Genomic DNA, 25,107 nt, shown 5'->3' with positions numbered 1-25,107 from the left:
TTTTATTATTTGAATTGATTGAATAAATTTTCTAAAATTTTAAAACGACTTTCAAAAATAAATTGCACTTTATTTTTAACGTAAAAACCAGCCAATAAATCACCTAAAATACCAAAAGGAAGTTTAAAATTGACAATATCCGTCATTTTTACATTACCATTTGTAGTCTCTTCGAAATGATGTTCGTGATGCCACATTGCGTAAGGTCCAAAACGTTGTTCATCTACAAAAAAACCTTTTCTATTTTCGTTTTTAAGCGGACTTTCAAAATGAGTAATTTCTGTAATCCAATTGCTTTTCAAAAACGGAAGAATACCAATTTTGTATGTGATAATTTGACCTAAATAAGTTTTTTCTGGCGGATTATTGGTAATTTTAAAATCCATTTCTTTAGGCGTAATTTTATCTAAATTGGTAGGAACGGTAAAAAAATCCCAAGCATTTTCTAAAGAAATTGGGAGAATTTGCTCTGAAGTGAGTGTATAAATTCCAGATTGTTTGGTAAAATTTATTTTCATTTTAATTGAAAGATAAAGTTTGAGAATAATTCCATTTTTTTCTTAAAAACTCGAAAACCAAAACGCTTCCGTACAACATAGAAAAACAATAAAAACTGTCTTCTAAAGGCATTGTTCCTATCCTAATTCCTAAATTTTCGGCATCATTATAAAACACTACTGGATTATCAGAATAGCTTCCCGTAAGCGCCGAATTCACAAAAAAGAAAGGAATATAAATAACTATAAAACTGAGGTAAAACCTTCTGGCATATTTCCATTGAAAAAGCATTTGAAAAAGCATCAACAAAGCAAATAACCCAAAACTAGCTGCTGTATAAATTTTATCTAAATTCCATGTAAAAACTCCCAAACTCACCACAAAAAGAACAATGGTAATACTTTGAGTTATATTTTTGCTCAATTCTAATTTTGGAAAAAAATACTCCAAAGAATAGTGAATAAAATTACTAGCATAAGGAATTAAAAGAAAAAACAACCACTCTTCTAAAGGTAATTTAAACCATCTAATCCCAATTAAATATTCGTTGTTAAAACCCCAAACATTTTCAAAAGCAAAATAAATATCCCAAATGATAAAAAATAATCCTACCAAAATAATTGCCGAGAAAAAAGGTTTCCAAAAACGAATGAAATTCATCCATCTCCTTTCAAAACTGAAAAGAAACGGAATTAAAAAACTACAAATATCTAAAGCTATGTAATAATAATTTTGCAATGGATTATCAATAAAATTTAATTTTTAATTCTCTAGTTTCAATTGTTCTTTAAAATACTTTAAAGGCACAAAAAGCATCCCAAAACATTCTCCATCTTCTTTATCTAAATGTTTATGGTGCATTTTGTGGGCTTTTCTCAAGCCTCTGAAATACCAATTATTGGTTTTATCAAACCACTTAAATCTTCTATGAATAAGAACATCATGAACCAGAAAATAAGCCATTCCGTAGAATAATATTCCTAATCCTATGAAAAATCGCCAATTGATACCATCAACAGAACCGAAGTAAAAGAATAATATACTAGGAATGGCAAAAATGATAAAGAAAAAATCGTTTTTTTCAAAAACATGAGGATAACCAAGCTGATGATGATCTTCGTGAAAATACCAACCAAATCCGTGCATAATATATTTATGTGTAAGCCAAGTTACTGCTTCCATAGATACAAAAACGGCAACTGTAATGGCTATATATTGCAATACTTCCATAATTTAAATTTTGAAATATTTCTTAATAAAACTTACCAAATCTTCGTCGGTACAATTTTTATATTCCGTTAAAACAAATTTCTTATCTGCTTCTAAATCTTTGTTGTAGCCTAAAAATTTTGGCGTTTTTTCTTGACACAAATATCTCATAAATCTGATTTCCAGATTCTTAGGGTCTCTTTTCACCGCGTTTTCGAGTAGTTTTTTACCTTTATTAAAATTTGAATATTTAGACAAAGGATTGCCAGCGTGTTTTGCCATAAAAAAATGACCTACAGCGTACAAAGCTTCATAAATTGGCTTGTTCGTTTGTTCAAATTCTTTTTTAGATTTTTCTAAAAGTGTTTTAGAATAGACTTCAGAACTTTCACCTTTTTGAAGCAAAGCTCTAAATTCTTTCAGACTTTGAGAAAAACCGAAAACCGAAAATAACATTAGAAATACAATAGAATATTTTTTCATTGCTTATTATTATCTCACTAAATTAATATTTTTACTTAGAATCATTTCTAAAAAGAGATAAACTTTTCTTGCATTGGAAACTCTTATTCTTTTGGTCATCAAAACTTCTGCTCTGCATTTTTTAATTTTTTTAAAGAGATTAGTGTAGTATTTGTAAGCCATATAAACCGCCAATCTGCTCTTAATAGGCAACATTTTAATTCCAATTAAAGCTTCTCTGAAATCATCAGCAATATCTTCTTCTATTGCTTTTTTATCTTCTTCACTAAATTGTAAAAAATTAACTTTTGGGAAATAAGTTCTATTCAAAACATAAAAATCTGCTCTAATATCTCTCAAAAAATTAATTTTCTGAAAAGCCGCTCCCAATCTTTTTGCATAAGGTTCTAATTTTTGATATTCTTCTTTGTTTCCATCTACAAAAACCGTGAGACACATCAATCCTACTACTTCTGCACTTCCATAAATGTAAGCGTCATACTCTTCCTTATTTTCATATTTTATTTCGCCCAAATCTTTGTACATCGAAGAAATAAAAGCATCTATTAAATCTTGATTAATATCGTATCTTTTTACCGTTTGCACAAAAGAATTGAGAATAGGATTTAAAGAAATTCCCTTTTTCTTTGCATCAAAATACTGATTCATAAAATCGTTTAGCAAATCTTTTTTAGGATAATCATGAAAAGTATCTACAATTTCGTCTGCAAATCTCACAAAACCATAAATATTATAAATAGCTTTCCTAATTTCTGGCGAAAACAGCAATATTGCTCTGGAAAAAGATGAACTGTAAGCCTTTGTAACAAGTTTACTGCAATCATCACTTACTTGGTTGTGTAAATTCTGTGTCATATTTTTTTGGTGTTGTTTAAATTATGGTTATTCTTACTTTTAAGATTTATAAAATATCAGGATTTTATTTCAAAATTTTATGTTTATTTTTCAAAATGTAATCTGTAACAACTTTTCCTGAAATAAGAGCAGGAGGAACACCGGGACCGGGAATAGTTAATTGCCCAGTGTAAAATAAATTTTTTAGTTTTTCATTGTTTATTTGTGGTCTTAGAATCGAGGTTTGGAACAAAGTATTAGCCAATCCATACGCATTTCCTCGGCAAGAATAATATCTTTCTTTAAAATCTTTCACTCCGAAGGATTTTTTAAAAATTAAATGTTCTCGCAAATCTATTCCCGTATTTTTTTGTATCCTATTCATTATCAAATCAAAATATTCATCATGAATTTCCTGATTATCTTCTAAATCTACCGCAACCGGTATTAGAAAAAAACCAACTTCTTTACCTTCTGGCGCTAAAGTATTATCTGTTTTAGAAGAAAAGTTAGCATAAAAAAGAGGTTTTTTAGGGAATTGTGATTCATCATAAATCTCTTCGGCGTGTTTTTCGAAATCTGTATCAAAAAATAAATTGTGGTGTAATAATTTCTCCACTTTTTTATCAAAAGCTACATAATAAAGAAAAGAAGATGGCGCAAAAACTTTCTTTTGCCAATAATCATCAGCATAATTTTTTGCTTTAGCATCAATTAATTTTTCTGTGTGCGCATAATCTGCTCCAGAAATTACCAAATCTGCAGAAAAAATTCCGTTTTTTGTAATAACATCCGTAACTGTATCTCCGTCATTTTCTATTTTTACAACCTCTTCATTTACTCTAAATTCTACACCCAATTCTCTCGCTAATTTTTCTATTCCTTTTGCTACAGCATTGAAACCACCTTTTGGATACCAAGTTCCCAAACCAAAATCTGCATGATTCATAAAATTGTAAAAAGCTGGCGTATTATTAGGTTTAGCTCCCAAGAACAAAACCGGAAACTCCAAAATGCTTCTCAACTTAGGATTTTTAATGTTTTTTCTTACCGTTTGAGAAATATTTTGCACAAAAAGATTTAGTCTTTTTGCGGTTTCCAAACTGATGAGTTCTAGCAAAGATTTTCCGGGATTATAAACCAAATCTTGCATCGCTATTTCGTAATTCTTTTTAGAATCCTTCATAAATTTCCTCAAATGCTCACCACTTCCCTTTTCTATTTCTTCGAAAGTTTGTATAATTTCTTCTGGTTTATCAGAAATATCAACAAAATCATTTTCTCCAAAATAAACTCTGTAACCAGGAGAAAGCTTTACCAATTCATAATAATCTGAAACATTTTTACCAAAATCTGCAAAAAATCGCTCAAAAATATCTGGCATCCAATACCAACTGGGTCCCATATCGAATTTAAAACCATCAATTTCTAGCAAAGAAGCTCTTCCGCCAATCTGTTCATTTTTCTCTAAAACAGTAACCGCAAAACCAGCTTTTGCCATATAACAAGCAGAAGCCAAAGCCGAAAATCCAGAACCTATAATGATAACGTTTTTCATAGTTGAATTAATTAGTCCAAAAATATACTTTTTTCTTTAATTTGAAAAAATATTTTACTATTTTTGTGTAAATTATTTCAATATGAATTATCTATTACTTAAAGAAGTTATAGAAAACCTCGAACAATTCGACCAAGAGAAGAATTCTTCCTCTATAGAAGATTTCAGAATTTGGATGAACGAAAAGGCATATCAAAAGGTAAATCCAACAGAATTATTCAAAAAAGAAAACCAAAAAGCATTTGATTTAGAAAACGAAATAGCAAAACAAGTCATTCTTTTGGGGCGATTTACCAAGCAAATGATAAGAAGAGGTTTGAAAGAATTTCCTCAATTAGCCAATGAAGAATTTACTTATCTCTACAGATTAATGGACGAAGAAACGCTTACCAAAATGCAATTGGTAGAACGAAACGCTCACGAAAAACAAACCGGCATGGAAATTATTAAAAGATTGGTAAAAAATAAATTGGTAGAAGAATTTCCAGATAAAAACGACAAGAGAACAACACGATTAAAACTTACTGAATTAGGAAAAAACACGTTTTTAGAATCTATAAAAGATGTAACCACCACATCTAGAGTACTTTCCGCAAAATTAGAAGACGAAGAAAAAGAAAATCTTTTAGCAATTTTGAGAAAGTTAAACGAATTTCATTTTCACATTTATCAAGAGTACAAAACAGCAGAAATTGATGAAATAAACTCATTAATTTAAAGAAAAACAAAATTTCAATGGAAACAAAAATCAATATTTTTTGGTTTAGAAGAGATTTAAGATTAATTGATAACCGAGCTTTATTTGAAGCTTTGAGTTGCCAAAACAAAGTTTTACCCATTTTTATTTTCGACACAGAAATCCTAAATCAACTCGAAAATAAAGATGACAAACGTGTAGATTTTATATTTCAAGCACTGGAAAAACTCAACGAATATCTGGAAAAATCTAATAAATCTATTCAAATTTTTTATGGAAAACCATTAGAAATCTACCAAAAATTAACCGAAAAATATAACATTGAAAGTGTTTTCTTCAACGAAGATTATGAACCTTACACCATAAAAAGAGACCAAAAAATTATAGATTTCCTCAACCAAAAAGGAATTAATTTCTACACTTACAAAGACCAAGTTATCTTTCAAAAAGATGAAATTACAAAAGCAGACGGAAAACCATACACCATTTACACGCCTTATTCTAAACAATGGCTTTTAAAATTTAATGACATTAATTTAGAATTTTTCGCTTCGGAGAAAAAACTTGAAAACTTATTAAATATTGAAAAACAAAACATTACATTAGAAAATATCGGATTCAAGAAAACCAATTATCTATTTGAAACACCACAAATTAATCTCGAAATTTTAGAAAAATATCAGGAAACGAGAAATTTCCCAACTCTTGAAACCTCACAAATGAGTACTCATTTGAGATTTGGAACATTCAGCATTAGAAAATTAGCAAAAATAGCCAACGAACTAAAAGACAAAACCTACCTGAAAGAATTGATTTGGAGAGAATTTTTCATGCAAATTTTATGGCATTTCCCTAAAGTCATTCATCATTCATTCAAAGAAAAATATGATAAAATAAGTTGGGAAAATAATGAAGAACTCTTCCAAAAATGGTGCAAGGGAAAAACTGGTTATCCCATTGTTGACGCAGGAATGCGAGAATTGAATGAAACAGGATTGATGCACAACAGAGTAAGAATGGTTTGCGCTAGTTTTTTAACCAAACATTTGCTTACCGATTGGAGAATTGGCGAAGCTTATTTTGCAGAAAAATTAATGGATTATGACCTTTCTGCCAACAATGGAAACTGGCAATGGAGCGCAGGAAGTGGTTGTGATGCTGCTCCGTATTTCAGAGTTTTTAATCCGGAAGAACAGCAGAAAAAATTTGACCCAAAATTTATTTATATTAAAAAATGGGTAAAAGAATTTGGAACTTCGGCTTATCCAAAGCCAATAATAGAACACAAATTTGCCAGAGAAAGAGCTTTAAAAAGGTATAAAGAAGGCTTGGGAGATGAAGAATCTTTTTAAATTAAAATTCTTAAACTTTTTGGTAAAACCTTCACTTTAATTGGCGATTCTATTTCATTAAATTCTCCATCGAGATGCCAAAGGATAGAATTAACAGAAAACTCTATCTCTGGAACGGAAATATATTTTAAATATTGATTTTCGACCAATTTTTTGGTAAACATTCTGTAAGCGAAAGTTGCAGCGTGTGTAAAAGGAAATTTTTTAACCAAAGCAATTTCTAACAAACCATCACTTTTACTCGCTTGAGGCGCAATGTACGCATTGTTTCCAAATTGACGAGTGTTGGCAATATTCATCATTAGATATTTGCCATTGTATTTTTTATATTTTTCTTCGAAAGAAATTTTAATAGGTTTGTACTTAAAAAATGTCTGAATAGAAGCTTTAATATAATTTTTAAATCCTCGGGAAGTTTTCTCGAAAGCTTCTACCACAGCTCCGTCAAAACCAACACCAGCAACGTTGATAGAAAATTTACCATTAACCGTAAAAGTATCAATTTCTTTGAAATTTTTACTTTCTAATTTCTGAAGAAGTTGGTCTAACTCTATATTAAAGTGAGTTTCGTTAGCAAAACCATTACCAGAGCCCGCAGGAATAATTCCCAAAATTTTATCACTATTAATGATGTTTTTTGCCACTGTAGAAATGGTACCATCACCACCAATTGCAACAAAAACCTCAACATTGTCCCAATTTTCTTTAATAAAATCATCAGTTCCTTCGATAGAATCTGAAATAAAAACCAAAGGTTTAGCAATATTCTTTTCTAGTTGCTCTAAAAGTGGCTGATAGTTTCCTTTAGAAGAAAACGGATTGATGATAAAAGCTGTTTTTTGCATGGGTGCAAAATTAATGTTTTTTTTAAACAAACAAATAAGCGCTTTTAATAAAAAAATCAATGAAAATTACCATTTTATATAAATATTTTCAAAATTTTATTATTTTTGGCAAAACAAAAATTGATAAAATGGAAAAACAAGAAAACAAAAAGGTATTAGCTGGAGTTTTAGCAATATTATTAGGAGGCTTAGGTGTACATAAATTTATTTTAGGCTACACAAAAGAAGGCATTATTCAACTTATCTTAGGATTTGCATGTGGAATCGGTGCTGTTATTGGATTAATAGAAGGAATTATTTACCTAACAAAATCTGATGAAGATTTTTACAATACTTACCAAGTAGGAAAAAAAGGTTGGTTCTAAAAAACAAAAACCGAAGCATTTTTAAAATGCTTCGGTTTTTTTATAGATATTTATTTAATAATTAAGCGTCAATTTTTGCATACACTGCATTTTTCTCTATAAACTCTCTTCTTGGAGGCACTTCGTCTCCCATCAGCATAGAGAATACATTATCTGCATCTGCCAAACTTTCTATGGTTACTTGTTTCAGAATTCTATGTTCAGGATTTAGAGTTGTTTCCCAAAGTTGTTCTGCATTCATTTCCCCAAGACCTTTGTAACGTTGAATCTCTACTCCTTTTCCTTCAGTTGAAAGTTCTGCTGTAATGGTTTCTCTTTCTTTTTCGTTGTAGGCATACATTTCTTTTTTACCTTTTTTCAACAAATATAAAGGCGGTTGAGCAATATAAACATAACCATGCTCTATCAATTCTTTCATATATCTAAAGAAGAATGTAAGAATAAGTGTAGAAATGTGAGAACCGTCGATATCAGCATCCGTCATAATTACAACTTTATGATATCTCAATTTAGAAAGATTAAGCGCTTTAGAATCTTCTTCGGTTCCTACAGAAACACCAAGTGCAGTATAGATGTTTTTAATCTCGTCGTTATCATACACTTTATGAAGCATCGATTTTTCAACATTCAAGATTTTACCTCTTAACGGAAGAATCGCTTGGAAATGTCTATCTCTACCTTGTTTTGCAGTACCACCTGCCGAATCTCCCTCCACTAAGAATATTTCGGAAATTTCTGGGTCTTTAGAAGAACAATCTGCCAATTTACCAGGCAATCCAGAACCTCCCAAAGGAGATTTACGCTGAACCATTTCTCTTGCTTTTTTAGCCGCTTGTCTTGCTTTTGCTGCCAAAACAACTTTCTGAACAATTTGTTTAGCTTCGTTAGGATTTTCTTCTAAGAAATTAGAAAGCATTTCGCCAACAATTTTATCTACAGCACCAGAAACTTCGGAGTTTCCTAATTTGGTTTTGGTTTGTCCTTCAAACTGAGGTTCCATCACTTTTACAGAAATTACTGCTGTAAGACCTTCTCTAAAGTCATCACCCGTTACTTCTACTTTTTCTTTTGCTGGAAGACCCAATTCGTCTGCATATTTTTTAAGAGTTCTTGTAAGAGCTCTTCTAAAACCTGCTAAGTGTGTACCACCTTCGTGAGTATTGATGTTATTAACGTAAGAGTGAAGATTTTCGTTGAAAGATGTGTTATAACGCATTGCAACTTCTACCGGAATATCATCACGTTCTCCTTCCATAAAGATTACGTGCTCCATAATAGATTCTCGATTGCCATCGATATATTCTACAAATTCTTTAAGACCACCTTCAGAATGGAAAGTTTCGGTTTTGAAAGTTCCGTCTTCTAATTTTTCTCTTTCGTCTGTAATGGTAATGGTAATCCCTTTGTTAAGATAAGAAAGTTCTCTTAGACGGTTTGCCAACGTATCATAATTATAAACTAATTCTGTAAAAATGGTATCATCTGGCTGGAAGAACTGTTTTGTACCTCTATGCTCACTGTGACCAATTTCTTCAACACCAGTTTGAGCTTTACCTCTTGCATACACTTGCTGATAAACATTACCATCTCTGTAAACGGTAGTAATCATCTCGTTAGAAAGTGCATTAACACAAGAAACCCCAACCCCGTGAAGACCACCAGAAACTTTGTAAGAATCTTTATCGAATTTACCACCTGCTCCAATTTTGGTCATTACTACCTCTAGGGCAGATTTTTGTTCTTTTTCGTGAAAATCTACCGGAATACCACGTCCGTTATCTGTAACTTCAATAGCATTACCTTCTTTAATAGCAACTGTAATAGTATCACAATATCCTGCCAAAGCTTCATCGATAGAGTTATCTACTACCTCATAAACCAAATGGTGAAGACCTCTTAGCCCCACATCACCAATGTACATTGAAGGACGCATACGTACGTGCTCCATTCCTTCTAATGCCTGAATACTACTTGCTGTATATTGTTTTTGACTCATAATAAATGCTTTCTGCTGATGGCTTTTTGCTTTTCAGCGAGTTTATTTTTTATAATTTTTTTACGAATTTTTCCTTTTTACAAAGACTTACAAATATCTGAAAAATTAACGAGATACGAAAGCAAAAAAAAGGAAGTTTTCCACAGAAAACTTCCCTATAAATATCATCCAAAAGAGTTTCTTTTTAATACTACTTTTTATATTCTGCAATTACTCCGTTCCACATTTCTTTAATCTGAGGAGTAAGCTTTTTGAAAGATTCTTTTTCTGTTTCTATTCTCAAATAATCTACCTCGTCTTGTTTTTTCCAAGCGTTAGAAGTCTTGCTTTGTTCTGCTGTAGCCTCTGCCAATCCGTACAAATATTCTGTTTGAACATCAAATAAAGCTGCCGAAGCTGTAGTTCTCACTTTTACATTTTTGTTTTTAAGATACCCTAAAGAAAATACATTTTGCGGTCCGTAATTTTTGTTATCAATACTAAACTGACTATCAAAAGTGTAAACAAGCAAAACATTCGCTTTCATCTTTGCTGCCGCCAATCTTAAATCTTTAATTGAATTATAATTGTAAGGCAAAAGCAATTTATTAAATGGTGCAATTTGTTTAATTCCATCTAATTTGGCAATCTCGGAGAAAGAAGATTCTTCGTCTGCATCTCTAGTGAGAATCATACTGAAATTACCATTTTGCAACTGAGGATTAGCATACCTCGCCTGATATGCATAATTGGTATAATTTGGTGCCTGAATTCTCGCCACAGCTATATTTGCAGGAAACTCAATAGCAGGTTTATTCTGAAGAATCTTAGAAATATCTTCATCGGCTAAATTTGAAATTTTAATATCACCGCCAGGCGTTGTATAATTTACGGCACAAGAAATTGCTATTACACTCAACAGTATAACAGTTAGAAAATTGTTGTATTTTTTCATAGGGAATAGGTTTAGTTTCTCGTAGAGATTCAATAATTATACCAAAAAAAAAGTACCACCAATTAGGAAAGTTTTTCATAAAAAATCAAGAAAATAAAAATTCATCAGCACTACTAATTGTTCATTTACAATACTTTTATTAAACGCAAAGGTTTTCAATGCTTTATATTTATATTTAAAGGGAGCAAAGCAAGTGAATAAATTCACTTTTAAGCGTTCGCTTCATCTAGTCCGTTTACGGAATTAACTTTACTCACTACAAAATAATTTCTTAAAATAATTTTTTGCGTTGTAGAAATATAATGATTATTGATTTTAAATAATTCACATTCATTTTACTAAACTCACACCTTTGTCATTCCGAAGGAATCTAAACTCTTTTTTTGTAGAGATGCTTACAGCATAACAAAAGTAACGCTTAATTGAAATACATTAAATTATAAAATATATTTTTAGAAACATAAAACTTTTGTAAATTTGTTTGAAACTAATTAATGAACGCTCAAAATCTAAAGCAAATCAAATACTTATAATTATTTATATAGTTTAGAATTTAATTGCGTTTATTTTTGAGTTAGCAAAAATTTAAAACAACAACAATGAGCTACCAAGACACAACTTATGTAATATTTGATGGAGATAATGATATGTGGGCTTATGCCTATATGAAAGGGTGGAAAAAAAATGATAATATTAATTTTGATTTTAAAGATGCCCACGATATAAAACCCTTAACATATCTTGCTTCAGATGAAGCGTATATTAAAAGTAGATTAAGAGAAAGAATGAAATCTACTGACCAAGTTATAGTTTTAGTTGGTGAAAGCACAAAATATTTATACAAATATGTTAGATGGGAAATTGAACTTGCAAAAGAATTAAACCTACCAATTATTGTTGTTAATTTAAACAATAAGAAATCTATTGACAATTTATTATGTCCACCAATTTTAAGAAATGCTAATGCAATACATATACCTTTCAAACTAAATGCTATAAAGTATAGTTTAGATAATTTTCCATCATTTTATGATTACCGAAGAGACAAAACACTAAACACTGATTACCACTGGAATGACAACGTTTATAATGATTTAGGAATTTAATTATGGAAGAAAAATTTTATCCTTTACTATTTAAAATTGCAGATGATAAATCAAAAAAATCACAAAACATATTTATTCGATTAAATATGTTTATTCTGTTACTTTTAATTTTATCATCTGTATCATCTATATATACAACAGTTCCTAAAAATATAACAACTTTTAGCACTATATGTCTGATTTTATCCACACTTTTTAATATTTATATACTATTCTTTAGACCCGAAAAAAGTTGGTATGAAGGAAGAGCAATTGCAGAAAGTGTGAAAACATTAACTTGGAAATTCATTACTAATACCAAACCTTTTAAAATATCATTAAAGCAAGAAAAAGCTGAGCAAATTTTCAATGAAAACCTTAAGAAAATAATCGGACAAAGACGTGATTTCTATATTCTAATTGGTCAAAATTATCCTGACGAGAATATGATTTCAGATGAAATGATTTCAATTAGAAATTCTTCATTTGAAGAAAGGAAAAAGAAATACGTTGAAGATAGAATTCAAGACCAGATCAATTGGTATTTAACTAAAACGAAGCAAAATACTTTAAATAAAAATATTGCACTGAGTTTAATAATTGGATTTCAAATATTAGCTATATTCTTCTTCATTTATGAAGAAAATTTATTTATAAACTTTTCGTTTACGTCAATTTTGATAACAATGACGTCTGTTTTTATGACTTGGTTACAACTTAAAAGATTTCAAGAATTAACCGATGCCTATGGAATTACTGCGACTGAACTAAAACTTATTAAAGAAAAATCAAAATTCATATTGGACAATACACAGCTAGAAAAATATGTTGATGATACAGAAAATGCAATCTCAAGAGAACATACTTTATGGTTAGCTAGAAGAGACAATATTGAACTATACAAATAAAAACTGCTGGTAATAGCTAAGTTTTCGATGGGCTTAAAAAGCCAAAAAAGAAAACTCCTAGGTGTACAAACTTTGCAACTTTGAACAATAAATCAACAAAATTTAAAGAGATAAAAAGAGGAAGCTTTCCGTAGAAAACCTCCCCTTAAAAAAATATAATTTGATTTAGGATTTAACTCAAAAATGCATCTACTTTTTCGGCACACTGCAAACCTTCGCTTATTGCCCAAACCACCAAAGATTGCCCTCTTCTGGCGTCTCCACAACTGAAAACTTTCTCTTGGTTAGTGGTATATTCTCCTTCTTTGCCTATTAAGTTTCCTCTAGGGTCTAGATTTACTTCCAAATCCTCCACAATACCTTTTTGCTCTACGTGTAAGAAACCCATTGCCAGAAATGCCAAATCGCATTCTATGGTAAATTCTGTACCTTGTTTTTCTACAAAAGTGGTATATCTTTTGGTTACAGGGTCTTTGCTCCATTCTATTTCTATGGCTTTAAGACCTTTTAAGTTTCCTGCTTCGTCTTTTATAAATTCTTTGGCATTAATCGCCCATTGTCTGGTACAACCTTCTTCGTGAGAAGTGGTAGTTTTCAGAATCATAGGATACATTGGCCAAGGCATGGTTTCGTCTCTTTGCGAAGGCGGAGTTGGCATAATTTCAATTTGATGCACCACCGTAGCGCCTTGTCTATTTGCCGTACCAATGCAATCTGAACCGGTATCTCCACCCCCAATTACCAATACTTTTTTGCCTTTAGCATCAATATTATCTTCCGTAAAAGCGATATTGCTTACTTTTTTGTTGTTTTGACGAAGATATTCCATCGCAAAATAAACGCCTTTAGCATCACGATTTGGGATAGGTAAGTTTCTAGGAACGGTAGAACCCATTGCCAAAACAATAGCGTGAAATTCTCTATTCAATTGTTCCGCAGAATAATCTTTGCCTACCACAGTATTGGTTTTGAATTCAATACCTTCTGCTTTCATTAAATCAGCTCTTCTTTTCACCACAGATTTATCTAATTTAAAATCTGGAATCCCGAACCTCAACAAACCGCCTACTTCTGACTCTCTCTCGAAAACCGTAACAGAATATCCCAATTGATTAAGCTTTTCTGCCGCCGCCAAACCTGAAGGCCCAGAACCTACCACGGCAACTTTTTTGCCTTTACTCACCAAAGGAAGTCTCGGTTTTACGTATCCGTTTTGATAAGCAATTTCGATGATATTTTTTTCTACTTCTTCTATAGTTACTGGCAATTCGTTAATTCCCAAAACGCAAGAACCTTCGCAAGGAGCAGGACAAATCCTGCCCGTAAACTCCGGAAAAGGATTGGTAGTGCTTAATATATCATAAGCTTTTTTCCACTCTTCTTTATACACCGCATCGTTAAATTCTGGAATTACATTCCCCAGCGGACAACCACTCATGCAGAAAGGGATTCCGCAATTCATACATCTTGCAGATTGTTTATTTAACAATTCTGACGATGGCAAGTGCTGAAATTCTTTGTAGTGTTGTACCCTTTCTGCTACTGCATCTTTAGTTGGTAACTCTCTTTTATATAATAGAAAACCGTCTGTTTTACCCATTTCTTTAATTTTTAAAATTCAACACCTTGTTTTTCCAACACTTTTTTGTAATCTCTAGGGAAAACCTTCACGAAATATTTTAAATTTTCTTCAAAATCTTGCAATAGATATTTTCCTAAATCGCTATCGGTTTCTTGTACGTGTTCTTCTACCAATTTCAGAATAATGTTTTTATCTTTCTCGGTTAAGCCTTCCAAATCTGCCATATCAGGATTGAAATTTTCTTTCAAAGTTTCGTTCACATCCCAAATGTAAGCGATACCGCCACTCATTCCCGCTCCGAAATTTTTACCAACACCGCCCAAAACTACTACCGTTCCGCCCGTCATATATTCGCAACCGTGAGCTCCAACACCTTCTACAACTGCCGTTGCTCCAGAGTTTCTTACGCAGAAACGCTCTCCTGCCATTCCGTTGATGAAGACTTTTCCACTGGTTGCTCCATACAATGCTACGTTACCAATAATACTGTTTTCGTTGGCTTTAAACGTGGACGATTTATCAGGATGAACCACCAATTTACCACCAGAAAGTCCTTTCCCGAAATAATCGTTTCCATCGCCTTCTAATTTCATGGTAATTCCTTTGTTACAGAACGCTCCGAAACTTTGCCCTGCTGTTCCTTTGAATTTAAACCTTAAAGCATCTTCTGGCATTCCTTCGGATTTATAAATTTTAGTTAATTCGTGAGAAAGAATGGTTCCAACAGTTCTGTCTGTATTGATGATATTGAATTCTGCTTCGCATTTACCATTGGTTTCAATAGCATTTTGAGCCGCTTCTATCAATTTCCAAGAAAGCGAATCTACCAACTCATCTTCTTGAGGTTCTGATTTGGTAAGTGGTAAATCGGTATCCATTTTTTGTAAAAATGGAGCCAAATCTACGGTTTTAGCTTTCCAGAATTTTAAATCTTCTCTCTTGGTTAAACATTGGTATTGCCCCACCATTTCATCAATTGTTCTAAAGCCTAGCGAAGCCATAATTTCTCTGGTTTCTGTAGCCAAGAACGTGAAATAATTTACCAAATGATCTGCACTACCTGTGAATTTTTTTCTTAATTCTCCATTTTGAGTAGCTACACCAACCGGACAAGTATTTTCGTGACATTTTCTCATCAAAATACACCCTTGAACAATTAATGCAGAAGTAGCAACTCCCCATTCTTCAGCGCCCATTAAAGTCGCCATTACAATGTCTCGTCCAGTTTTTATTTGTCCGTCTGTTTGTACGGTAACTCTTTGTCTTAATTTATGTTTAATTAAAGTTTGATGTGTTTCTACCAATCCTAATTCCCAAGGCAAACCAGCATGACGCACCGAACTCAACGGTGATGCACCAGTTCCGCCATCATAACCAGAAATCAAAATATGGTCTGCTTTGGCTTTTGCAACACCTGCTGCAATGGTTCCCACTCCCGCTTTTGACACCAATTTTACAGAAATTCTAGCGTGTCTATTGGCATTTTTAAGGTCGAAAATCAATTGCGCTAAATCTTCGATGGAATAAATATCGTGATGTGGAGGCGGAGAAATTAAACCAACTCCCGGTGTTGAGTGACGGGTTTTCCCAATCCAAGCATCTACTTTGTCGCCAGGCAACTGTCCTCCTTCTCCTGGTTTTGCACCTTGCGCCATTTTAATTTGAATTTCATATGCTTCAGACAAATATCTTGCTGTAACGCCAAATCTACCAGAAGCAACTTGTTTAATCGCCGAACGAAGATTTTCTCCTTTCTCATTCAGTTGATAACGAATTTCGTCTTCGCCACCTTCTCCAGTGTTGCTTTTTGCACCAATTCTGTTCATCGCAATAGCTAAAGTTGAATGCGCTTCGTAAGAAATAGAACCGAAAGACATTGCACCACTCGCAAAACGTTTCAAAATATTTTCAATAGGTTCTACTTCTTCAATTGGAATAGCAGGTCTATCGTTTTTAAATTCTAATAAACTTCTAAGAGTTGCTGCATTATTGGTTAAATTGTTCGCTGCTCTGGAGTATTTTTTAAAGGTTTCGTAATCGTTATTTTTAGTTGCTTTTTGCAATAAATCAACCGTTAGAGGATTGTACATGTGGTACTCTCCTTTTCTTTTCCATTGGTAAATTCCGCCTTCATTAAGGACAGGTTGTTCAAATTTAGGAGCGTAAGCATCAAAATGTTTCACCAAAGCTTCTTGCGCCAAATCATCAAAACCAAGACCTTCAATTCTGGAAATAGCACCTGTGAAACAAGTATTCACCACCAATTTATTCAAACCTATAATTTCGAAAATCTGCGCTCCTTGATAAGACATCAACGTTGAAATTCCCATTTTTGAGAAGATTTTCAACAAACCATCACCAACAGATTTAATATAATTTTTCTTCGCTTTAGGATAATCTTCACCTTTAATTTCGCCAGCATTTACCATTTCTCTGATGGTTGCCAACGCCAAATAAGGATTAATTGCAGTAGCTCCAAAACCAAGTAACGTTGCAAAGTGATGAACTTCCCAAGCATCGCCCACTTCTACCACCAAACCTACTTTTCTTCGAACACCCATTCTAATTAAATGATGATGCACCGCAGAACAAGCCAACAAACTCGGAATTGATGCGTGATTAGAATCTATAGCCCTATCAGAAAGGATAATTACATCAAAACCATCTTGCACAGCATCCATGGCATAACGGCAAAGTCTGTCAATTCCTTTTTTCAAACTTCCCGGTTTACCATCAGCTTTGAAATACGTTTGCAATGTTTTCGCTTGGAAATCTCCTGTATCAATACTTCTTAATTTCTCTAATTGATGATTATCCAAAATTGGATTATCTAGCGTTACACTGTGAGCATATTTTTTGTCTCCGTTTAATAAATTTCCGTTTCCGCCAATAATGGTAGTAAGAGACATTACCAATCTTTCACGAATTGGATCTATAGGCGGATTGGTAACCTGCGCAAATAATTGCTTAAAATAAGAACTTAAATGCTGTGGTTTTTCACTCAAAACCGCAATTGGCGAATCAAATCCCATAGAGCCAATTGGTTCTTTGCCAGATTCTGCCATTACTTTTATTACTTTTTCTATATCTTCTCTGGTATAACCGAATGCTTTTTGGAATTTAAGAACATCTTGCCCCTGAATTCTGGTAAATCTCATTCTTGGTTCTGGTAATTCGTCTAACTTAATTTGATTTTCGTCTAACCATTCCTGATAAGGCTGAGAAGTACAAATTTCTTTTTTAAGTTCGTCATCATTAATAATTTTACCCTTTTGTAAATCTACCAAAAACATTTTACCAGGTTGCAATCTTCCTCTTTTAATCACTTTGGCAGGATCTACAGGAAGCGCACCAGATTCTGACGCCATAACAATAGTATCATCACTTGTTACACAATATCTGGAAGGTCTAAGACCGTTTCTATCAAGAGTTGCTCCAATTACTTTTCCGTCTGTGAAAGAAATAGAAGCAGGTCCATCCCAAGGTTCCATTACACAAGCGTGGAAAGCGTAGAAATATTTTTTATAAGCTTCCATGTGTTTGTCTCCGTCCCAAGCTTCCGGAATCAACATCATCATTACATGAGGCAAACTTCTACCCGCGTGAACCAACAATTCTACCATATTATCTAAATAAGAAGAATCTGATTGATTTGGCTTAGTTAAAGGCAATAGCATATCCATTTCTTGTTGCGTAAAATATGGACTTTCTAAATTCTTTTCGCCCGAACGAAGCCAGTTTAAATTCCCTTGAACGGTATTAATTTCGCCATTGTGAGCCAAAAACCTGAAAGGCTGAGCCAACGTCCAATTAGGATTGGTATTGGTAGCAAATCTAGAATGCACCATCCCAAAAGCGGAAGTAAGTTTAGGGTCTGTAAGGTCTTTGAAATAATTTCTTATCTGCACACTTCTGAGCTGACCTTTGTAAATTAATTTTCTACAAGACATAGAAGCTACATAAAAACCAATTGGGTCGTTTTGGGTAATATTGGCAATTTGGTGAGAAATGTAGTTTCTAAAAATAAACAATTTTCTTTCGAAATCATCATCTGTAGGAACATCAAATGGTTTTTCAATAAAAATCATTTCCATTACAGGTTCTACAGACTTGGCAGTTTCGCCAATTTCGAAATTATTTACTGGCACAGAACGAAAGCCTAAAATATTATAATTCAGCTTTTCTGCAGAATTATAAATAATTCTTTTGCATTCGTCTCTTAGCGCATCATCTTTAGGAAAGTACAACATACCTAATCCATAATCTCCTAAATCTGGCAAATAAAATCCATTCTCTAGAGCCTTCTCATAAAGAAATTCGTGCGGAATCTGAATTTGAATTCCTGCACCATCACCAGTACTTTTCTCATAGCCCGTTGCTCCTCGGTGCTCCATATTTTCTAACATGGTAATTGCATCGGAAACAATTTTATGGCTTTTCACACCTTTTAAGTTGGCAACAAAACCAACACCACACGAATCAAAATCAAACTGTGGCAAATATAAACCGTTTTTCATCCCCATTAATTTTTAGCAATGCTACAAAATACTTATTATATTTCATAGCAATTATTTTAGTTTGTGAATTTTTTCAATCATATTAACATTTACAATTAAAATTATAAACGCTATACACCTTAAAATTTTTAACTTAATAAAAATAATTTATCTACAAATATACAAGGATTAAATAAAAAAAGCACTCCAATTCGGAATGCTTTTAGATTTTTTTTATTGATTTAATATTAAATTAATGTAATCACCAAATTTTCATCAATTTTATCAACTTTAATTAAATTATTTTTTGTTAAATTTTTAGTCGCCTTATCCCATTTTTTTCCAGATAATTGCGATTTTTCTTTAACTATTGACAAATTCATCGCTTCTGATTGCGAATTTAATATTTCTATAATCACTTTTTCGTCGTCTCCCAATTCTATTGCTGGAACTTTTTTCTCTGGTCTCATTTGTGGGAAAAACAATACTTCTTGAATTGAAGCATTATTAGTAAGGAACATAATTAATCTATCCATTCCAATTCCTAAACCAGAAGTTGGCGGCATACCATATTCTAAAGCACGTAAGAAATCTTGGTCTATAAACATTGCTTCATCATCACCACGTTCAGAAAGTGCCATTTGAGACTCAAAACGTTCTCTTTGGTCAATTGGGTCATTTAATTCTGAATAAGCATTGGCAATTTCTTTACCACAAACCATCAATTCAAAACGCTCTGTAAGTCCTTCTTTGCTTCTGTGTTTTTTGGTAAGCGGAGACATTTCCACAGGATAATCTGTAATGAAAGTAGGCTGAATGAAATTTCCTTCGCATTTTTCGCCAAAAATTTCATCAATTAATTTTCCTTTGCCCATTGTTTCGTTTACTTCAATTCCGATAGATTTTGCAAAATCGAACAATTCTTTTTCAGATTTTCCTGTAATATCAAAACCTGTAAATTTCAGAATGGCTTCCGTCATAGAAACTCTTGGATATGGCGCTTTGAAATCTATTTCTTGTTCGCCAAAAGTAGCCTTGCTGGTTCCATTAACTTGTATTGCACAGAATTCTAACAATTTTTCAGTAAAATCCATCATCCAATTGTAATCTTTGTACGCAACATAAATTTCCATTGCGGTAAATTCTGGATTATGCGTTCTGTCCATTCCTTCGTTACGGAAATTTTTAGAAAATTCATAAACACCATCGAAACCACCAACAATTAATCTTTTCAGATACAATTCGTTCGCAATTCTCATATACAAAGGAATATCAAGAGCGTTGTGATGTGTAATGAACGGTCTTGCTGCTGCACCACCAGGAATTGCCTGAAGAATTGGTGTTTCTACTTCAAAATATCCAGCTTCGTTAAAGAAAGTTCTCATAGCATTGAACAATTTTGTTCTTTTCACAAAAATTTCTTTTACGTGAGGATTCACCGTTAAATCAACATAACGTTGTCTGTATCTTAATTCAGGATCATTGAAAGCATCGTGAACCACACCATTTTCGTCAGTTTTAGCTAGAGGAAGTGGACGAAGAGCTTTGGTTAACAATTTAAAATTCTTCACCATTACTGTCATTTCTCCCACTTGAGTTTTGAACAATTCTCCTTCTATACCAATAATATCACCAATATCTAAAAGGTGTTTGTAAACTTCGTTGTACAACGTTTTGTCTTCGCCAGTACAGATTTCATCTCTATTGAAATATATTTGAATTTTACCTTCAGAATCTTGCAATTCTGCAAAAGAAGCTTTCCCTTGAATTCTTCTAGACATTAATCTTCCGGCAAGATTTACCTTCTTCCCTTCTTCGAAGTTTTCTTTTATGGTTTTGGTAGTATCCGTAACTTTATATTCTTCTGCAGGGAATGCGTCAATTCCCATTTCTGTCAATTTCTGTAGTTTTTCTCTACGAATGATTTCCTGTTCTGTTAAAGACATTGTTGTAATATTTTTTTCAATTTGCAAAAATAAGGAATTTTTACGAACTTAATTTGTAATAAATTCAATTTCAAATACAAAAAAAAGCAACCTCAAAAAAGATTGCTTTCTATAAAATTAAAAAAAGTATTTATTTTTTAAGTGATAAAATATATTTTACCATTTTTTTAGCATTTTCTTTATCCATTCCTGGATGTGGCGACATCATTACATCTCCCCAAACTCCACTTCCTCCGTTGATGATTTTATCTGCCAATTGGTCTATATCTGCATCTGTATATTTTGCGGCAACATCTTGATATGAAGGTCCAATTAATTTTTCGTTTTCTTTATGACAAGTAAGGCAACTTGCATTTTCAATTAATATTTTACCTTCTTCTTCTGGAGTTTTAGCAGTTACTTCTTCTTGTTTTGTTGGTTCTTTCAGCATTACATCGCTATTTGTTTTTGGCTCTTCATTTTTAGAACAAGACACCAAAAATATCATTCCAAATACCGAAAACATCAATAATTTTCTCATAAAAAAGTTTTTATTATTTGTAAACAAAGATAAAGATAATCTTTTTTTCATTCTAAAAACTGCCAAATATCATATCTAATTGAAACGATTCTAAATTTCGTTGATAGAAAGCTTCTATCAATATTTTTACTAATTTTGTAGTATAATTTATCAATTCTTTTGAAAAAAGCATTTGCCATATTTCTTGTTTCACTTTACATCTTTTCTTTTACAGAGATTAGAGAATTCTTGAAATTGCCTGCTTTTGTAGAACATTATAAAGAACATAAAGCTGTAAACCATAACATCAATTTATTAAGTTTCGTCACGCTGCATTATCTAAACGGAAGCCAAAAAGATGCAGATTACGCTAAAGACATGAAACTGCCTTTCAAAACACACGATTGCTCACACGTATATAATCTTAGCATACAAGATGTGGCAAAAGTTTTTGAAATTAATATTCCTTTAGTAAAACATTTCAAAGAAATTAAAAGAAATTATTATTACGCTTTTCACTTTTCTTCTTACAGTGAATTTTCAATATTTCAACCTCCAGAATTAGTCTGATTACTTTTTTCGCATTAAATACATCTCTTAATCAATAGATTTTGAGAACGTTTAATTATTTATAAATCAGACAAAATGTTAAATAAAATCATAGAATTTTCTATAAAAAACAAGCTTATCATTATATTATTTACGCTTGGATTAATCGTTTATGGAATTTTCGAAGTAAGAAAACTACCGATAGATGCGGTACCAGACATCACAGACAATCAGGTACAAATCATTACAGTTTCTCCAAGTTTGGGTGCTCCAGATGTGGAAAGATTTATTACTTTTCCACTAGAACAAGCCAATTACAACATACAGGGAATCAAACAGATGAGAAGTTTCTCCAGATTTGGACTTTCTGTAATTACTATTGTTTTTAATGACAATGTAGATTTGTATTTGGCTCGCCAACAAGTTGCAGAAAGACTTCAACAGGTTTCCAAAGACATTCCCACAAGTTTAGGAACTCCACAGATGGCACCTATTTCTACAGGTTTAGGAGAAATTTATCAATACGTTATTCGTCCAAAAAAAGGCTACGAACACCGTTACAACGCAATGCAACTAAGAACCATCCAAGATTGGATTGTTCGCAGACAATTATTAGGAACCGAAGGAGTAGCTGATGTAGCGAGTTTTGGAGGAGATTTAAAACAATACGAAGTTGCCATTAATCCCGCAACGCTTAAATCTATGGACGTAACGATGAATGAAGTTTTCGATGCGCTTTCTAAAAACAACCAAAATACGGGAGGTGCTTACATCGAAAAAGGACCTAGCGTTCTCTTCATTAGAACCGAAGGTTTGATGGGCAAAATTCCGGATATTGAAAACACGGTTGTTAAAAATCTACCAGACGGAACTCCAATTCTTGTTAAAAACATCGGCACTGTACAATACGGAAAAGCAATAAGATATGGCGCTATGACTTACAATGGCGAAAGAGAAGTTTCTGGAGCCGTGGTAATGATGATGAAAGGCGCAAATTCTAACGAAGTAATTGCCAAAGTAAAAACCAGAATAGAAGAAATACAAAAAACTTTACCCGAAGGTGTAAAAATTGATGCTTTTCTAGACCGAACAAAAATGGTAAACAACGCCATTGGAACGGTAGAAAAAAACTTAATTGAAGGCGCTTTAATTGTAATCTTCGTATTGGTATTGTTTTTAGGAAACCTTCGTGCTGGCTTTTTGGTAGCATCAGTCATTCCTTTAGCAATGCTTTTCGCTATTATTATGATGAATATTTTCGGTGTTTCTGGAAATCTGATGAGTTTGGGAGCTTTAGATTTCGGGTTAATTGTGGACGGAGCCGTCATAATTGTAGAAGCCGTTTTACACCGATTGCATCACCTCAAAAATATTAAAAGAAACAACGTTTCTCAATCTTTTATGGACGACGAAGTTTATACTTCTGCCAGTAAAATGATGAATTCGGCGGTTTTTGGGCAAATTATCATTCTTATCGTTTATTTACCAATTCTCACATTAGAAGGTATTGAAGGAAAAATGTTTAAACCAATGGCGCAAACCGTCATTTTTGCTCTTCTTGGCGCATTTATCCTTTCGTTAACTTATGTCCCGATGATGAGTTCTTTGTTTTTATCCAAAAATTTAGAGAAAAAACAGAATTTTTCGGACAGAATGATGGAGAAAGCAGAATCTCTTTATCATTATTCACTCAACAAAGTTTTAAAAATTCCTAATCTTATATTTTTCAGTGTTGTAGGCTTATTTTTCATCGCATTAATCGTAATGTCGAGATTAGGCGGAGAATTTATCCCAAGTCTTCCCGAAGGAGATTTTGCGGTTGACACCAGAGTTTTGCCAGGAAGTAATTTGAAAACTTCAACAGAAGCGGTAATGAAATCTCAGAAAATTCTTTTGAAAAAATTTCCAGAAATTGAAAAAATTGTAGGAAAAACAGGAAGTTCTGAAATCCCAACAGACCCAATGCCAATAGATGCAAGTGACATGATGATTATCTTGAAACCACGCTCCGAATGGACATCGGCACAATCCTACGACGAACTTTCAGAAAAAATGTCTGCCGAACTCAAGAAAAATTTAATTGGCGTTACTTATTCATTCCAATATCCTGTTGCCATGCGCTTTAACGAATTGATGACAGGTGCAAGACAAGACGTAGTTTGTAAAATTTTTGGTGAAAATATTGATACTTTAAAAATTTATGCTGATAAATTAGGCGAAATTTCTAAAAAAATTAATGGCGCCCAAAACATCTATGTAGAACACGTTTCGGGAATGCCTCAAATTGTAATTTCTTACAAAAGAGAAGCCATGTCTCAATTCGGATTGAATGTAAATGATGTAAATAACGTTGTAAATACTGCTTTTGCAGGGCAATCTACCGGTGCTGTTTATGAAGGCGAAAAAAGATTCGACTTGGTGGTAAGGCTCAGCGGAGACCAAAGAAAAAATATTGAAGATGTAAATCGTTTGCTTATTTCTACACCATCAGGAATTGATATACCGCTTAGTTCTGTTGCTAATGTAGAACTCAAAGAAAGCATCAACCAAATTCAGCGAGAAGATGCACAAAGAAGAATTATTGTAGGTTTCAACGTTAGAAACAGAGACATACAATCTACCGTAGAAGATTTGCAAAAAATGGTAGATAAAAACCTGAAACTTCCTTCTGGATACTCCATCAAATATGGCGGAACTTTTGAAAATCTTCAACAAGCGAAATCTCGTTTATCCATCGCAGTTCCTATCAGTTTATTGTTGATTTTATTAATGTTGTATTTTTCATTCAATTCTGTAAAATACGGGTTATTAATTTTCTCTGCCATTCCGCTTTCGGCAATTGGCGGCGTGCTGTCTCTTTGGCTTCGAGGAATGAATTTCAGCATTTCTGCTGGTGTTGGTTTTATCGCACTTTTCGGGGTAGCAGTTCTTAACGGAATTGTTTTAATTGCCGAATTCAACAGACAAAAAGAAAAACATACAGACCTGAAAGACGTAGTAAAAATTGGTGGAAAAACCAGATTGAGACCCGTTTTAATGACCGCTTTTGTAGCTTCACTAGGATTTTTACCAATGGCTCTAAGCAACGGCGAAGGTGCAGAAGTACAAAGACCTTTGGCAACCGTTGTAATTGGCGGATTACTGTTAGCTACTTTTCTTACATTATTCCTTTTGCCAGTAATGTACATTTGGTTTGAGAAAAATTTCCCTCACAGAAAAAGAAAATTACAAGAACTAAATGACGAAGAAGACGGTTATGAATTGTAAAATT

At 32.8% G+C, this 25,107-nt stretch carries 20 protein-coding genes; 7 read left to right on the top strand and 13 right to left on the bottom strand.

The genetic code is table 11. From position 1 onward, the window contains the following. Window positions 1-5: 5 nt before the first annotated feature. The 6 genes from QM746_RS07965 to QM746_RS07940 all read right to left on the bottom strand — a co-directional run bounded on the left by QM746_RS07965 (window position 6) and on the right by QM746_RS07940 (window position 4,582). Window positions 6-518 (bottom strand): SRPBCC family protein, encoded by a 513-nt coding sequence (locus QM746_RS07965; protein WP_414983725.1) that lies wholly within the window; start codon window positions 516-518, stop codon window positions 6-8. A 1-nt stretch (window position 519) separates the two neighbouring features. Continuing rightward, a complete protein-coding gene (locus QM746_RS07960) occupies window positions 520-1,236 on the bottom strand; it encodes a lycopene cyclase domain-containing protein (protein ID WP_414983724.1) in 717 nt (238 codons plus the stop codon). A 24-nt stretch (window positions 1,237-1,260) separates the two neighbouring features. Beyond that, window positions 1,261-1,728 carry a beta-carotene hydroxylase gene (locus QM746_RS07955; protein ID WP_414983723.1) on the bottom strand — a complete coding sequence of 156 codons (468 nt, stop codon included), beginning with the start codon at window positions 1,726-1,728 and terminating at the stop codon, window positions 1,261-1,263. Between the two features lie 3 nt (window positions 1,729-1,731). Then, window positions 1,732-2,190, bottom strand: coding sequence for a hypothetical protein (locus QM746_RS07950; protein ID WP_414983722.1), 459 nt, complete (start codon window positions 2,188-2,190; stop codon window positions 1,732-1,734). A 9-nt stretch (window positions 2,191-2,199) separates the two neighbouring features. Beyond that, window positions 2,200-3,045 (bottom strand): phytoene/squalene synthase family protein, encoded by an 846-nt coding sequence (locus QM746_RS07945; protein WP_414983721.1) that lies wholly within the window; start codon window positions 3,043-3,045, stop codon window positions 2,200-2,202. Window positions 3,046-3,109: 64 nt separating this feature from the next. Further along, window positions 3,110-4,582, bottom strand: coding sequence for a phytoene desaturase family protein (locus QM746_RS07940; protein ID WP_414983720.1), 1,473 nt, complete (start codon window positions 4,580-4,582; stop codon window positions 3,110-3,112). A gap of 82 nt (window positions 4,583-4,664) precedes the next feature. On the opposite strand from QM746_RS07940, the gene QM746_RS07935 reads away from it, so the two are divergent. Then, window positions 4,665-5,300: a MarR family winged helix-turn-helix transcriptional regulator gene (locus QM746_RS07935; protein ID WP_414983719.1), complete on the top strand. Its 636-nt coding sequence runs from the start codon at window positions 4,665-4,667 to the stop codon at window positions 5,298-5,300. 17 nt (window positions 5,301-5,317) lie between these two features. Continuing rightward, window positions 5,318-6,631, top strand: coding sequence for a cryptochrome/photolyase family protein (locus QM746_RS07930; RefSeq protein WP_414983718.1), 1,314 nt, complete (start codon window positions 5,318-5,320; stop codon window positions 6,629-6,631). Here QM746_RS07930 and QM746_RS07925 read toward each other — a convergent pair. Next, window positions 6,628-7,476, bottom strand: coding sequence for a diacylglycerol/lipid kinase family protein (locus tag QM746_RS07925; protein ID WP_414983717.1), 849 nt, complete (start codon window positions 7,474-7,476; stop codon window positions 6,628-6,630). The genes QM746_RS07930 and QM746_RS07925 overlap by 4 nt on opposite strands. A gap of 128 nt (window positions 7,477-7,604) precedes the next feature. Here QM746_RS07925 and QM746_RS07920 point away from each other — a divergent pair, with 128 nt between their 5' ends. Further along, entirely contained in the window at window positions 7,605-7,841 is a 237-nt protein-coding gene (locus QM746_RS07920) for a TM2 domain-containing protein (RefSeq protein ID WP_414985133.1), read from the top strand. A gap of 61 nt (window positions 7,842-7,902) precedes the next feature. Here QM746_RS07920 and gyrB read toward each other — a convergent pair whose 3' ends face one another. Both gyrB and QM746_RS07910 read right to left on the bottom strand, forming a co-directional pair. Further along, complete coding sequence (gene gyrB / locus QM746_RS07915; RefSeq protein WP_414983716.1) at window positions 7,903-9,837, bottom strand: DNA topoisomerase (ATP-hydrolyzing) subunit B; 1,935 nt, start codon at window positions 9,835-9,837, stop codon at window positions 7,903-7,905. Between the two features lie 190 nt (window positions 9,838-10,027). Next, entirely contained in the window at window positions 10,028-10,771 is a 744-nt protein-coding gene (locus QM746_RS07910; RefSeq protein ID WP_414983715.1) for a hypothetical protein, read from the bottom strand. A 599-nt stretch (window positions 10,772-11,370) separates the two neighbouring features. Between QM746_RS07910 and QM746_RS07905 the strand changes: the two genes are divergently transcribed. Further along, a complete protein-coding gene (locus tag QM746_RS07905; protein ID WP_414983714.1) occupies window positions 11,371-11,877 on the top strand; it encodes a TIR domain-containing protein in 507 nt (168 codons plus the stop codon). A 2-nt stretch (window positions 11,878-11,879) separates the two neighbouring features. Further along, window positions 11,880-12,764: a DUF4231 domain-containing protein gene (locus tag QM746_RS07900; RefSeq protein WP_414983713.1), complete on the top strand. Its 885-nt coding sequence runs from the start codon at window positions 11,880-11,882 to the stop codon at window positions 12,762-12,764. 172 nt (window positions 12,765-12,936) lie between these two features. Here the strand turns inward: QM746_RS07900 and QM746_RS07895 are convergent, their stop codons facing one another. The 4 genes from QM746_RS07895 to QM746_RS07880 form a co-directional block, all read right to left on the bottom strand. Further along, window positions 12,937-14,364, bottom strand: a complete 1,428-nt coding sequence (locus QM746_RS07895) for a glutamate synthase subunit beta (protein WP_414983712.1) — start codon at window positions 14,362-14,364, stop codon at window positions 12,937-12,939. 11 nt (window positions 14,365-14,375) lie between these two features. Beyond that, the gene (gene gltB / locus QM746_RS07890; protein ID WP_414983711.1) at window positions 14,376-18,863 is read right to left on the bottom strand and encodes a glutamate synthase large subunit; all 4,488 of its coding nucleotides are present in this window, start codon (window positions 18,861-18,863) and stop codon (window positions 14,376-14,378) included. Between the two features lie 227 nt (window positions 18,864-19,090). Further along, the gene (gene lysS / locus QM746_RS07885) at window positions 19,091-20,788 is read right to left on the bottom strand and encodes a lysine--tRNA ligase (protein WP_414983710.1); all 1,698 of its coding nucleotides are present in this window, start codon (window positions 20,786-20,788) and stop codon (window positions 19,091-19,093) included. Between the two features lie 130 nt (window positions 20,789-20,918). Further along, window positions 20,919-21,308: a c-type cytochrome gene (locus QM746_RS07880; RefSeq protein WP_414983709.1), complete on the bottom strand. Its 390-nt coding sequence runs from the start codon at window positions 21,306-21,308 to the stop codon at window positions 20,919-20,921. Between the two features lie 159 nt (window positions 21,309-21,467). On the opposite strand from QM746_RS07880, the gene QM746_RS07875 reads away from it, so the two are divergent. Continuing rightward, window positions 21,468-21,857 (top strand): hypothetical protein, encoded by a 390-nt coding sequence (locus QM746_RS07875; protein ID WP_414983708.1) that lies wholly within the window; start codon window positions 21,468-21,470, stop codon window positions 21,855-21,857. Between the two features lie 75 nt (window positions 21,858-21,932). Continuing rightward, on the top strand, window positions 21,933-25,103 hold the full coding sequence (locus QM746_RS07870; RefSeq protein ID WP_414983707.1) for an efflux RND transporter permease subunit: 3,171 nt from the start codon (window positions 21,933-21,935) through the stop codon (window positions 25,101-25,103). The last annotated feature ends 4 nt before the right edge of the window (window positions 25,104-25,107 follow it).

It is taken from the genome of Cloacibacterium sp., assembly GCF_047601505.1.
Classification (GTDB): Bacteria; Bacteroidota; Bacteroidia; order Flavobacteriales; family Weeksellaceae; genus Cloacibacterium.
This window is presented reverse-complemented; position numbering and strand designations above follow the sequence as displayed.